Source organism: Petrocella sp. (assembly GCF_059865615.1).
In genome coordinates this window covers 1-14,490 of record NZ_JCBCDA010000048.1, presented here as the reverse complement: position 1 = coordinate 14,490, position 14,490 = coordinate 1, and the positions used below count along the sequence as shown (strand labels likewise).

Annotated in this window: 8 protein-coding genes; all 8 read left to right on the top strand. The window is 39.4% G+C overall.

The annotated features are described in order from the left end of the window. Positions 1–3: 3 nt before the first annotated feature. Entirely contained in the window at positions 4–1,866 is a 1,863-nt protein-coding gene (gene mutL, locus AC6F8J_RS05615) for a DNA mismatch repair endonuclease MutL (RefSeq protein WP_500721645.1), read from the top strand. Next, positions 1,863–2,804: a tRNA (adenosine(37)-N6)-dimethylallyltransferase MiaA gene (gene miaA / locus AC6F8J_RS05610; RefSeq protein ID WP_500721644.1), complete on the top strand. Its 942-nt coding sequence runs from the start codon at positions 1,863–1,865 to the stop codon at positions 2,802–2,804. Before mutL ends, miaA begins: the two co-directional genes overlap by 4 nt. Positions 2,805–2,974: 170 nt before the next feature. Further along, positions 2,975–3,205: an RNA chaperone Hfq gene (gene hfq / locus AC6F8J_RS05605; protein WP_500721642.1), complete on the top strand. Its 231-nt coding sequence runs from the start codon at positions 2,975–2,977 to the stop codon at positions 3,203–3,205. 13 nt (positions 3,206–3,218) lie between these two features. After that, positions 3,219–4,520 carry a methionine gamma-lyase family protein gene (locus AC6F8J_RS05600; RefSeq protein WP_500721641.1) on the top strand — a complete coding sequence of 434 codons (1,302 nt, stop codon included), beginning with the start codon at positions 3,219–3,221 and terminating at the stop codon, positions 4,518–4,520. Between the two features lie 67 nt (positions 4,521–4,587). After that, on the top strand, positions 4,588–7,254 hold the full coding sequence (locus AC6F8J_RS05595) for an HAD-IC family P-type ATPase (RefSeq protein ID WP_500721640.1): 2,667 nt from the start codon (positions 4,588–4,590) through the stop codon (positions 7,252–7,254). 99 nt (positions 7,255–7,353) lie between these two features. After that, positions 7,354–9,990: an alanine--tRNA ligase gene (gene alaS / locus AC6F8J_RS05590; protein ID WP_500721638.1), complete on the top strand. Its 2,637-nt coding sequence runs from the start codon at positions 7,354–7,356 to the stop codon at positions 9,988–9,990. A gap of 429 nt (positions 9,991–10,419) precedes the next feature. Further along, on the top strand, positions 10,420–13,032 hold the full coding sequence (locus AC6F8J_RS05585) for an HAD-IC family P-type ATPase (protein WP_500721637.1): 2,613 nt from the start codon (positions 10,420–10,422) through the stop codon (positions 13,030–13,032). 75 nt (positions 13,033–13,107) lie between these two features. Beyond that, positions 13,108–14,424, top strand: a complete 1,317-nt coding sequence (locus AC6F8J_RS05580; protein ID WP_500721635.1) for a CapA family protein — start codon at positions 13,108–13,110, stop codon at positions 14,422–14,424. The last annotated feature ends 66 nt before the right edge of the window (positions 14,425–14,490 follow it).

Below are 14,490 nucleotides of genomic sequence, written 5' to 3'. Positions count from 1 at the left end.
TAGGTGAGACACTTGAGCATTTTATTGCTGGACCAGAATACAATTAATAAAATTGCGGCAGGGGAAGTCGTTGAACGGCCGGCTTCTGTCATAAAAGAATTGGTAGAAAATGCAATCGATGCAAAAGCAGATGCAATCACCATTGAAGTTAAAGAGGGTGGTCTAAAGTTTATTCGTATAACAGATAATGGATCCGGTATTCATAAGGATGATGTGAAAACCGCATTTCTTAGACATAGTACCAGCAAAATCAAGGATGAACAAGACCTTGCAAGTATTATGTCTTTGGGGTTTCGTGGTGAAGCTTTGGCCAGCATTGCCTCAGTCGGAAGGGTTGAGCTGATTACCAAACAAGCATCTGAATCTGTAGGTATACGTTATATCATAGAAGGCGGTATCGAAAAAAGTTTTGAAGAAGTAGGGTGTCCCATGGGGACGACTTTTATGGTTAAAGACCTGTTCTATAATACGCCTGCAAGAAGAAAATTCATGAAAACCTCGACTACGGAGCTTGGTTATATCTCGGATCTGGTTCAAAAATTAGCACTGGGTCATCCGAAGATCAGTTTCAAATTCATAAATGAGGGTAAAATCAAGCTTCAGACAACTGGAAATAATAAGCTTAAAGATTGTATTTTTAGTGTGTACGGTATGGAGGTGGCCAAGAACCTAATTGAAATAAACTGGGATTCTGACGGAATGCATCTTGAAGGCTTTATTGGCAAGCCTCATCTAAGCCGTGGTAATCGAACCTACGAAAACTACTTTTTAAATGGTCGCTATATTAAAAGTAAGGTTATAGAAAAAGCCATTGAAGATGGTTATAAGTCTAAGCTTATGCTGCACCAATACCCTTTTGTCACTTTTTATTTGCATGTAGATGCTAAAGATGTAGACGTAAATGTACATCCTACAAAAATGGAAGTGCGTTTTATGGAAGAAGCCAAAATCTTTCAACTGGTTTATAAAGGGATTGAAGCGGCTCTGAATGAAGAAGTATTAATTCCTCAAGTTAGTATTGAAAAAGAGAAGAAAGAAATATCTATGGTTTATGAACCGATACCGGAACCCTTTGAGGAGAAACGAAAAAAATTGGTGAAAAATGAGATGATTATTAATCATCATGAACCAATGCTAGCTATTAATACCGAGATATTCTCTAAAGAAAAAACTGAAGAAAAGCCAAATGAAAAACGAGAAGCAAAGACAGAGGAGACACCATCAAAAACCTATAAAGGCGACCAAGTTGCTATGTCTGTAGAAGCATTTAGAGGTTCCTCTGCAGTGAGGTCTCATAAAGTGGTGGGACAGCTTTTTGATACTTATTGGATTGTTGAACTTGAGAAAGAGTATTATATGATAGATCAACATGCTGCTCATGAAAAAGTATTGTATGAACGCATGGTAAAAAAACTAAGTGATAAGGTTGAGTTTGCTCAAAGGCTACTAGAACCGGTTGTGGTGAATCTGTCTCTTCAGGAAATGAGCAGATATGAAACTTATCAGCGGTTATTTGTGGATCTAGGCTTTGAAGTGGAAGCCTTTGGTGAAGAGGCTTTAATTATTCGGTCTGTACCCTTTGTATTTGGAAAATCCCTTGAGGTCAATCAGTTTCTACAGATTCTGGATGGGCTAGCGGATAGTTTTATAGAGGATAAATATGACATTCTTCTGGATGATATCGCTTCTATGGCGTGTAAAGCTGCGGTAAAAGGTAATGATCGACTTTCTCAGAGTGAGTACATAGGGTTAATCGATGATCTGTTGACACTTGAAAATCCTTTTCATTGTCCCCACGGTAGGCCGACCATTATTGCTATGACCCAATATGAGCTTGAGAAGAAATTTAAGAGGATACAAGGATGAAACCACTTATTGTCATTGCGGGACCTACCGCAACAGGAAAAAGTAAATTAGCAGTTCAACTGGCTAAAGAAATCCAAGGTGAGATTATTTCTGCCGATTCTATGCAAGTATATAAAGGAATGGATATTGCTACCGCCAAGGTTACCTTAGAAGAAATGGATGGTATAAAACATCATCTCATAGATGTATTAAATCCAGACGAAGGATGCAACATCGCTAGGTTTCAAAAAATGGTCAAAGAAGCTCTGGCAGATATTTATGCCAGGGGTAGAGTACCTATTTTAGCTGGAGGGACTGGTTTTTATATTCAGTCTATTATCTATGATGTAACCTTTATGGACCATGTACCGGATAATAGCTATAGAGAGCATCTTGAAAAAATAGCGGCAAATGGGGACAAAGCTCTACTATTTTCAATGTTAGAAGCGGTGGATTCGGACTCGGCAAAGACCATTCATATGAATAATACGAAAAGGGTGATTCGAGCATTGGAGTATTATCATATGACCAATGAGCCTATATCTCTTCATAATAGGCGTGAAAAAGAAAAACAATCTCCATACAATCTAGGATTCTATGTGTTGAATATGAAGCGGGAAATGCTATACAAAAGAATTAATAACCGTGTGGATCAAATGGTTGAAGAAGGCTTAGTAGAGGAAGTGAAAACGCTTTTGGAACAAGGTTATAATAAGAGCTTAGTTGCTATGCAAGGTCTTGGTTACAAGGAAATTATTGGCCACCTAGAAGGTGAATATGATCTAAATGATGCCATTGATCTCTTGAAAAAGGGTACAAGGCATTTTGCCAAACGTCAATTGACTTGGTTCAAAAGAGAAAAAAACGTTAATTGGGTTAATTTACACGACTATAATTATGATTTGAAACAAGTTGTAAAATATATTTTAAAAGATATTGAAGTACAGATGTTTTTGTAATACAATAGGGTTATGGTTAATGGGTCAGAACATTTTTTATCTGAGTTCACTTATAGGTGTAGGTAAGATTCAATTATGTAGTTTTGATGCTTCAGCCAAAGCATTCAATAATAATCAAATCGTTATTTGATAAGAGATATATTGAAAATATATTATAAGGGGGCGAGAAAATGAGCAAACCAATTAATTTACAAGATGTATTTTTGAATCAGGTAAGAAAAGATAAAATTACGGTTGTGATATATTTGACCAATGGTTTTCAACTAAAAGGCATCGTTAGAGGTTTTGACAACTTTATCATCATCCTTGAAGCGGAAACAAAACAACAAATGATTTACAAGCATGCCGTTTCAACCATAATACCTGCTAAAGAAGTACAATTAATGACTGAAGAACGTTAGAGAGGAAATCCATATGACAGACAAGATCTATAAACATCTTGGTATCTGTGATGATGTGATTTCGCATGTAAAAAAGATTGAAGATGCCCTATTTGATCGGTTTAATCAGATAGATCAAATAGCGGAGGTCAATCAACTGAAAGTCTTAAAGGCGATGCAAGACAATAGGGTCAGTGATTCGCATTTTGCAGCAACCACTGGCTATGGCTATAATGATCTAGGTAGAGATACCTTAGAAAATGTGTATGCTTCCGTATTTAATGCGGAAGCTGCTTTAGTTCGTCCACAAATAATTTCAGGTACCCATGCGCTTCATATTGCTTTGGCAAGTCACTTAAGACCAGGCGATGAAATATTATCACCCATAGGCAAACCCTATGACACATTAGAAGAGGTCATAGGCATAAGAGAGACACCGGGCTCACTTTCTGAATATGGTATTACATACAAACAAGTGGATTTTCTGGAGAATAAGAACATAGACTACCCCGGTATCAAAGGCGCCATACACGACAAAACAAAGCTGGTTGCCATACAAAGATCAAAAGGCTATGACCTTCGGCCGACACTATCTCCTGAAAGCATTGGAGAAATCATAGGATTTGTCAAAAAAATTAAGCCGGATATTATATGTATGGTGGACAATTGCTACGGTGAGTTTGTAACTGTAACTGAGCCTACGCATTACGGGGCAGATATGGTGGTAGGTTCATTGATTAAAAACCCAGGTGGAGGTTTGGCACCAACAGGTGGTTATATCGTAGGTAGCAAAGCCTGTGTGGATATGGCTTCTTACCGCTTGACCGCACCCGGTCTTGGTAAAGAAGTGGGTGCAACTTTAGGGATTAATCAGAGTCTTTTTCAAGGTTTATTTTTAGCTCCGACTGTTGTTGCTGCCGCGCATAAAAGTGCTTTGTTTGCTGCAGCGGTATTTGAAAGTCTGGGCTATGAAGTCATTCCGTCCAGTCAGACGGAGCGTTATGATATAATTCAAGCAATCTCCATGAAAAGCCCTGAGGCAGTCATCGCCTTTTGTCAAGGGATACAGATGGCAGCACCGGTTGACAGCCATGTGGTGCCGATTCCTTGGGCTATGCCGGGGTATGATGCTCCGGTTATCATGGCAGCTGGATCGTTTATACAAGGTTCCAGTATTGAGTTGAGTGCAGATGCACCTATAAAACCACCTTACACAGCTTATTTTCAAGGTGGTCTCACATGGTATCATGGTAAGTATGGGGTCATGTGTGCATTGCAGAATATGGTCAATCAAAAGCTAGTAAAGATAGAGAACCAAACAAAGGATAGAACTTAGCTACTGTATAGAGTTTGCAAGCATAGCTAGGCGTAGCCACTTAATTTGGTTGAGGGAGGTAACACCAATGAGTATGAAGATTGAAAAACCGTATACACTAACGAAAGATGACATACTAAAAGAATTAGAGGTCAAGATAGATTCAGGCCTAAGTGAGGATGAAGTATCAAAAAGACGAGCAGAATATGGAGAAAATGTTCTGGAAGCCAGAGAAAAGGTATCGGCCTTAAAGATATTTATGCACAACGCCAATAATATCATTGTGTATCTATTAATATTGGCTTCAGGAGTATCCTTTGCTATGGATGAACCTGTTGAAGGTTCAGCGGTTATTGTTGCCATTTTGATTGCGGTTTTGTCCGGATTCATATCAGAATACAAAGCTCAGAAATCAGTTGAATCCTTACAAAAGATGACAAGAACCGTGGCAAAAGTGAGACGCAACGGTAAGATTACGGAAATAGAGTCTCAACACTTGGTGCTTGGAGATGTCTTATATATAGAAGAAGGCGATCTCATTACAGCGGATAGCCGTATTATCGAAGAGAAAAATTTTGCAACTATTGAATCCGCATTAACGGGAGAATCCGAATCGATGGATAAGACTTCCGATTTTGTCGGTGAAGAAGAAACGTCTATTGGTGACAGAAAAAACATGGTATTTACCGGTACTGCAGCAACCAGAGGGAATACCTATGCCGTAGTAACGGCTATAGGTATGGATACGGAGATTGGAAAAATCAGTGACATGATTCGTACGGATAAAAAAACTGTGACACCCCTTGAAGCCCAGTTAAACCGTTTAGGCAAAACATTAATTTTTTTCTCAGCCTTTGTGGCACTAGCGGTGACAGCTCTTGGTATCTCTTATGGTGAAGATCTATACGCTATGATAAAAATAGGTATCATTTTGGCTATTGCTTCCGTTCCGGAAGCCTTGCCTGCTGTTTCTACTATAACTTTGGCCATTGGTATGAAAACTATGGCCTCTCACAATGCTTTGGTAAAGAGCTTACCGGCTGTAGAGACCTTAGGTTCCACTACAGTAATATGTACAGATAAGACAGGTACGTTAACAGAGAATCAAATGACAGTCAAATATATATATCATACATCCTTAGACCGTACCTTTGAAGTGGAAGGTGATGGGTATGATCCAGAGGGTGCGATTGTGGACTATGATGAAGACCTAGAAGAACTTATTATTGCTGGCGTCTTATGTAGCAACGCAACACTTGTAAAAGAAGAACAGGATTATAAAATAATTGGTGATCCAACAGAAGGTGGTCTTGTTGTTCTTGGAGAAAAGGCTTCGTTAACAAAAGATGCACTTGAGAATAATGGCTATACGCGTGTAGGAGAAGTTCCCTTTAATTCCACGGATAAGTATATGGTTACAGCTTATGATATGAAAGATGATGAAAAACGTCTTTTTATAAAAGGTGCACCGGATGTCCTTATGAAGATGGCTAAAGCAGAACAAAGCGATCTTGATCAATGGAACAAGATAAACGATGACATGACCCATGAAGGCATGCGGGTTCTGGCCATAGCACAGATTAGAAACTATCAGGACGCTACAGATGAAGCGTCTATGAGTAAGGCTCTAGAGCAAGGCTTAGAGATTCTTGGTTTTGTCGGGATCATAGATCCGCCAAGAGAAGATGTTAAAGAAGCCATTAGGGTGGCTCAAGAAGCCGGTATTCGTGTAATCATGATTACAGGTGATCATCCCGGTACAGCCAGTATTATTGCACTGAAAATCGGTATGAATAATATAGACCAAGTCGTAACAGGTAAAGAAATGGATCTTATGTCAGATGAAGCATTGGCCGAAGAAATTAAGACCACTTCTGTGTTTGCAAGAGTTTCACCAGAAAACAAATTGCAAATCGTACGTGCTTTGAATATTGACGATGAAGTCACAGCCATGACTGGAGACGGGGTTAATGATGCACCGGCCCTTAATGGTGCAGACATTGGTATTGCCATGGGCATAAGAGGTACAGAAGTGGCAAAAGAAGCTTCGGATATGATTTTGACCGATGACCGTTTTTCTACAATTGTTGATGCGGTTAAAGAAGGACGTGTCATCTTTGATAATATGGAGAAATTCATTTATTTTCTATTCTCTTGTAACGTTGTGGAGATCTTAGCCATATTTTTAAGTATTCTATTTAAGCTCCCGATTCCGATTCTTGCGTTACAAATCCTATGGCTGAACTTGGTTGTAGACGTATTGCCGGCAATGTCTTTTGCTTGGGAAACCGGTGAAGGGAACATTATGAAGCGCATGCCAAGAGACCCTAAGCAAGCAATTGTTAATAAAGCATTTTTAGCAAAGATTTCTATGAGTGGTATCTTAATCGGTGTGGGTTCACTAGTTGCTTTTGCCTATGGGTTATCTCGAGGTTACGATATAGATACAGCTAGAACCATTGCATTTGCTACCATGGCTTTTGGACAGCTCTTCCATGTACTGAATGTGAGAAGACAACATACTTTTGGATTAGATAAAAGCATTCTTAAGAATCCATTTCTTATTGGCGCATTGGCAATTTCTACCTCACTGATGTTACTTGTCATATACCTGCCATTCTTTAATGATGTTATGTATACAAAACCACTGGATGCGTATAAATGGTGGGTGATCTTATTTAGTGCATCTGTACCGACAATATTGATACAAAGTTATGGCATCCTAAAAAGACGATTACAGCATAGCGTATCTTGACAAAGATGGCTTATATCATTATAATTTTAACGAGTGATTGGGATGTTGAATATTTGTAGAATGGGTTTAAAGGCATCAATATAATTAGGAGGAGCTATTGTGAAAAGTTACGGATTGAATGAACTTAGAAAAATGTATTTGGACTTCTTTGAGAGTAAGGAACATTTAAGGGCGAACAGTTTTTCCTTGGTGCCGCATAACGATAAAAGCTTACTATTGATTAATTCAGGTATGGCGCCTTTAAAGCCATATTTTACGGGTCAAGAAACACCGCCAAGTAAAAGAATGACCACATGTCAAAAATGTATACGTACAGGTGATATCGAGAATGTAGGCAAGACTGCCAGACACGGTACTTTTTTTGAGATGTTAGGCAACTTCTCTTTTGGGGATTATTTTAAAGAAGAAGCCATAGCTTGGGCGTGGGAATTTTTTACACAAGTACTTGAAGTACCAAAGGAATATTTATATGTTTCTGTCTATGAAGAAGATGATGAAGCAGAAAAAATATGGCATGAACAAGAAAAAGTGCCTATGGATCATATTGTGCGTATGGGAAAGAAGGATAATTTCTGGGAGCATGGCGCCGGTCCTTGCGGACCCTGTTCTGAGATCTATATTGACCGTGGCGACCAGTATGCTTGTGACGATCCCAATTGTGCCGTCGGTTGTGAATGTGATCGCTATGTAGAGATCTGGAATCTGGTCTTTACTCAGTTTGAGGCAACACCTGAAGGTGAATATATACCCCTTGATTTCCCAAACATTGATACAGGTATGGGGCTTGAGCGTTTAGCGGTTATGATGCAAGGGGTAGAATCCATTTTTGATGTAGATACCATCCGTGCCTTACGTGATGAAGTCTGTAAGATTGCCAAAGTCACTTACAAAAAAGACCCTAAAATAGATATATCCATTCGTTTGATTACGGACCATATTCGTTCAGTAACCTTTATGACTTCTGATGGTATATTGCCTTCTAATGAAGGTCGAGGTTACGTGCTTAGAAGACTCCTTAGAAGAGCGGCGCGACATGGTAAGTTACTTGGTATTGAAGGTGCTTTTTTGGCAAAACTGGTTGAAGTTGTTATTGAAACCTCCAAAGAAGCTTATCCGGAATTATCGGACAAAGAAGCTTATATTTACAAGGTGATATCCATAGAAGAAGAACGTTTTGCAGAAACCATAGATCACGGTCTTAGCATCTTAAACGGTTATATCGAGGAAGTTAAAGAAGTCGGACTTACAGAACTGGATGCGGAAAAAGCCTTTACTTTATATGACACTTACGGTTTTCCATTAGATTTAACCCTAGAGATCTTAAGTGAAGTCGGTCTAAATGTAGATGAAACAAAGTTCCAAGCGGCTATGGATGAGCAACGACAAAGAGCAAGATCGGCGCGTGAAGAATCCAACTATATGGGTGCGAAAGAAACTGTGTATGATCAATTACCAGTTGAGCTTAGTTCTACTTTTATCGGTTATGAGCATCTTGAATATAAGTCGACTGTTAGAGCACTGACTACAGATCAAGTGGTTCAAAAAGCAGTCAAGGGAGAAGAGGTATCTATATTTGTAGACGAGACACCTTTCTATCCAACCAGTGGTGGTCAACAAGCGGATCGAGGCACTATACTTTTTGAAAAAGGTGTTGTCACGATTAAGGATGTCAAAAAACTCATGGGTGAGAAAATTGCCCATATCGGTTATGTGGTTGAAGGTGAAGTGACAGTAGGCGATGCAGTTTTACTTAAGGTTGATACCCCACATAGACATGCGACTATGAAGAACCATAGTGCAACACATTTATTACAAAAGGCTTTAAAGCATGTTCTTGGTGATCATATTGAACAAGCTGGTTCAGCGGTTAATAGTGAACGCTTAAGATTTGACTTTACCCATTTCACAGGGATGACAGCAGAAGAAATCAAAGCGGTTGAAGATGAAGTCAATGAGATGGTGATTAAAGAATTAAAAGTAAGCATAGAAGAACTGCCCATAGAGGAAGCAAAGAAAAAAGGTGCCATGGCACTTTTTGGAGAAAAGTACGGCGATGTGGTGAGGGTTGTATCTATGGGGGATTACACCGTTGAATTATGTGGCGGTACCCATCTGCATAACACTATAGAAATCGGCACCTTCAAAATCATTTCTGAAAATGGTGTGGCGGCAGGTGTCAGGAGGATAGAAGCTCTAACCGGAGAAAATGCTATTCGTTACTACAAAGATAAGGAAGCGACAGTAAAAGCAATAGCTGAAAAAATCAAAGTAGATCCTGCGAATGTGTTAAATAAAGTTGAAAATCTCCTAGATGAGAATAAGCAATTACAACAGGCTTTGGATCAGTTAAAATCCAAGTTGGCCAGTGGTGCAGTAGATGATCTTATTAATACAAAGCAACAAATTGGAGAAATACAATTTTTAGGTGCTCAGGTTGATGGTGTGGATGTGAATCGTCTAAGAGACATGGGCGACAACTTCATAAATAAGTTAGACAATGGGGTTGTGGTTCTTGCAACAGCCAATGACGGTAAAGTAAGTTTGTTGGTTATGGCATCAGAAGGCGCTATTAAGTATGGTGCCCATGCCGGTAATATGATTAAAGGTGCTGCAGCGGTTGTAGGTGGTGGCGGTGGTGGACGTCCTAATATGGCACAAGCAGGTGGTAAAGATCCAAGTAAGATAGAAGATGCTTTGTTAAAAGCAGAAGAAATACTGCTTTCGCAGATGAAATAAGTTAAGGTGGGGGGTCCCATGAAAACCCTTCCACTGGATATATGACTACGGCCTCCAGTTGGTGCGTCCTGCACCAAAAGTCGGCGGACAGCTCCTGCTGTCTTGCTTAAGTCATATATCCAGTTCCAGGAACTTCATGGTCGGTGTTGGTAGTTAGAGATAAAGATAAAGATAAAGATAAAGATGGGTCCCATGAAAACCCTTCGTTATCAACTTGACAAATACGATTTGATTTGTTATTATTCTTTTAATTCATCTATGAGGGAGTAACTGCCTATATGGGATTTATCATCGTCAATACAGCGAAAGCTCGGTGATAAAGATACAACTTGTATTTTGTGAGACTCAATGAAGACCGAAAGGTTTTTTTGAGTCTTTTTCTATGGACTTTTCTGGATTTTCGGTATGCCAATCTAAGGAGAATCGTTTATGAAAACTTTTTATCAGATGTCACCGGAAGAAACGAAAGCATATTTTAAAGTACAGAATATAGGTCTAACAAAGGAACAAGTAGGCAAAAGTATTAAAAAACATGGTGAAAATAAGCTGGAAGAGGCTAAGTCGGTTCATCCATTTGTGGTCTTTTTATCCCAGTTTAAGGATTTCTTGGTATGGATTTTATTGGTTGCAGCGCTTGTATCGGCTGTTATGGGCAAGCTTGAGAGCACCTTGGTTATCATAGCGGTGCTGATACTCAATGCTATCCTTGGAACAGTACAGCATGTTAAAGCAGAACAATCTCTTAAAAGTCTTAAGGCATTGTCATCTCCAAGTGCTAAGGTTATGCGCGAAGGACAAATCATGGAAATCCCATCTGCCGAGGTGGTTGTTGGGGACATTCTGATTGTTGATGCCGGAGATTTTATTGCAGCTGATGGTCGCCTTATTGAAAGCTCAAGCTTGCAGTTGAATGAAAGTGCACTCACCGGTGAGTCTTTTAGTGTGGATAAGATGGTAGAACCTATTGGTAAAGATCATGTTGCTATAGGTGATCAGATTAACATGCTGTTTTCCAGTAGTTATGTGACTTATGGACGGGGTAAGGCTGTTGTTACCGCTGTAGGCCACCAGTCTGAAATCGGACGCATTGCAACACTATTAAAGAGTGCTAAGGAAAAGTCTACGCCCTTACAACGTAATCTGGATCAGTTTGGCAAGAAACTGGCCTTATTTATTATTCTGATTTCTGCATTGGTGTTTGGTATGAGTATGTACCGTGGGACTGGGGCTATGGAGGCCATGTTGTTTGCCATTTCTTTAGCGGTTGCAGCCATTCCGGAAGCTCTAAGCTCCATAGTGACCATCGTATTGGCTCTAGGAACCAGAAAACTTGCAGATCAGAATGCCATTATTAGAAAGCTGCATTCTGTGGAAAGTCTTGGGAGTGTTTCAATTATATGTTCGGATAAAACAGGTACATTAACTCAGAATAAAATGAAAGTTCAACAAATATACACAGACGATGAATTGGTAGATGTGGCTGACATAAATAAAGAGAACAAATTACATTACAAGTTGGTTATGGCCGGATTATTATGCAGTGATGCCGTTACAACAGAGGATAAGAGGATTGGAGATCCAACAGAAATCGCTCTGGTTGATCTGGGGGAAAACCTACATTTGGATGAGCTAGTGGTAAGGGAATCCACACCCAGATTGTCCGAATTGCCTTTTGATAGTGATAGAAAATTGATGACAACTTTACAATATATTGAGGGTGAAGCCATTGTCTTTACAAAAGGTGCCATAGATATTTTACTCAAGAGGTCCAAGTTTATTGAAAGCAAAGAAGGTGTTCGACCTATTGAGGAAGCAGATATTAGGGCCTATGAAAAAATCAACCATAGTCTGTCCAATCAAGGGCTTAGGGTTTTGGCTTTTGCTTGGCGTAAAGTGGATGAGTTGACCTTGACCTTGGAACATGAAGATGAGATGATTTTATTTGGCCTTGTGGCCATGATGGACCCACCAAGAGAAGAGTCAGCAGCAGCTGTAGAAGACTGTCTTAAAGCAGGTATCAAACCGATTATGATTACAGGTGATCATAAGATTACAGCTTCAGCGATTGCGAGACAAATTGGAATCTTAAGAGGTAACGATGTAGCCATTGAAGGGGCAAAAATCGAAGGGTTAACTGAAGGGCAGTTAATTGCCTTGGTTCCAAAAGTGTCTGTTTATGCCAGAGTATCCCCGGAACATAAAATCCGTATTGTGAGTGCTTGGCAATCCCTTGGACATATTGTTGCCATGACTGGAGATGGTGTTAATGACGCACCGGCACTTAAACAGGCCGATATTGGCATTGCTATGGGCATCACTGGGACGGAAGTGGCTAAGGATGCAGCTAGTATGGTGCTGACCGATGACAATTTTTCTACAATAGTTAAGGCCATAAATAATGGTCGAAGCATTTATGATAATATTAAAAACGCAGTTAAGTTTTTGTTGTCCGGTAATACAGCCGGTATCCTTGCCGTCTTGTACGCTTCAGTTGTTGGCTTGCAAGCGCCTTTTGCTCCTGTACATCTGTTGTTTATCAATCTTTTGACAGACAGTTTGCCGGCAATCGCCATCGGCGTTGAACCGGCTCACGGACAGTTAATGAAACGAAAACCAAGGGATGCACGTAAACCAATTTTGGACAAAGCTTTTGCTATAGAAGTAATTTTGGAAGGTATTGTGATTGCAATAGTAACCATGGCGGCTTACTACTTAGGACTTGATCAAGGCGGACATGGCATAGCGATGACCATGGCTTTTGCTACACTTAGTTTGTCTAGGTTGGTCCATGGTATTACTTGTCGTATGGATGAACCTTTGACGTTTAAAACCCTTTTTATGAATCCTTTTACCTATTTGGCTCTTATAGTAGGTGTGTTGTTACTGGGATCCGTGCTATTACTCCAACCATTGCAGAGCATCTTTGAAATCAGTCCTTTGACACCGACTCAGATAACAAGTATTGGAATTTTATCATTAGTACCTCTTGTGGTTATACAACTTGGCAAACATATACAAAAAGGTTTGCTACATAATAAATAGTTCAAATGCTTGACAAAAGATGTTTTTTCATAAAAAATATAAGTAGGGTTAAAGAATACATTTTAAGGAGATGACATGAGACGTATTAGAATCTTGACTTTATGGCTTATGGTACTTGTTATTTTTTCGAGTTGTATTATGGGTAATCGTAAAGTGGTGGAGCTAAAAGAACCGTTTAATCAGGCAAATACCGATTCTGAAGTATTTCCTGTAAGTACTGATCAAGAAGCAATACAACAAGAAGCAGTTCTAGAAGAAACAATCAGTGAAAGCAAACGTGTAACACTTTTATCGGTTGGAGATATTATGATGCATGTTTATCAGTTGAGACGCGGGTATAATGGTGTTGATTTTGATTTTTCAGATTCATTTCGATATGTTGCACCGATTATTCAAGGAGGAGATTATGCAGTAGGTAACCTTGAGACAACTTTTGGTGGTATAGGTACTCAAAGAGTCAACAATGAAAAAACTGTGTTTCGAGGTTATAGCGGTTATCCAACCTTTAATAGCCCGGATGTTTTAGCACAAAATATAAAAGACGCCGGCTTTGATTTGGTGTCAACGGCAAATAACCACGCTCTTGATACAAGTACAAAAGGGTTACTTAGAACGCTAGAAGTATTAGAGCAAAATCAGCTAGAGCATATAGGCACTTACACTTCTCAGGAAGAGGCAGGTACCATTAAGACAGTTGATATAGATGGTATTGAATTTGCCATAATCAGCTATACCTATGGCATGAATGGCTTTACACTTAAAGAAGATGAAGATTATATGGTGAATCATCTGAATATGTACGATGAAAGCTATATTAGCGAAATGCTTGAGAAAGTTACTTTTGCAAAAAAATCCACCGATGGACTTGTTGTGGTGATGATTCATTATGGCAATGAATATAAAGCCTTACCGGATGAGAATTATCAAAAGCCTATTGTGAATCGACTTTTTAAAGCCGGTGCGGACATTATATTAGGTGGTCACCCCCATGTGTTGCAACCAGTTGCCTTGAAGGAGACGGTTGATGAAGATGGCAGAACAAGAGTTGGGGTTGTGATTTATTCGTTGGGCAACTTTATTTCTTCACAACGGAATGTGGATAGTAAGGGCCCTCATAAGGATATTGGGTTAATCTTTGAAGTCACGGTTGAACAAGTGGACGACCAACAACCGGAAATTATTGAAGTTGCCTATACGCCTACCTATACCCACTGGTCTAAAAAGGCAATTACGATTGTACCGACTTATAATGTTCCCAAGGACTTGGTTTTGGCCGGAACAGATCAAAATAGGATCCAGTATGCCAATACAACCATGATGGATCATATGAAGTATTATATGGAATATGAGCCCATATTTGACGGGTTATTTTATCGGTTCCAAATAAAGTAGACAAAACCCATTTTTTTTGTAAATGAGGTTGACGAATAAGATTATTGTGGTATAATCATCTATAGT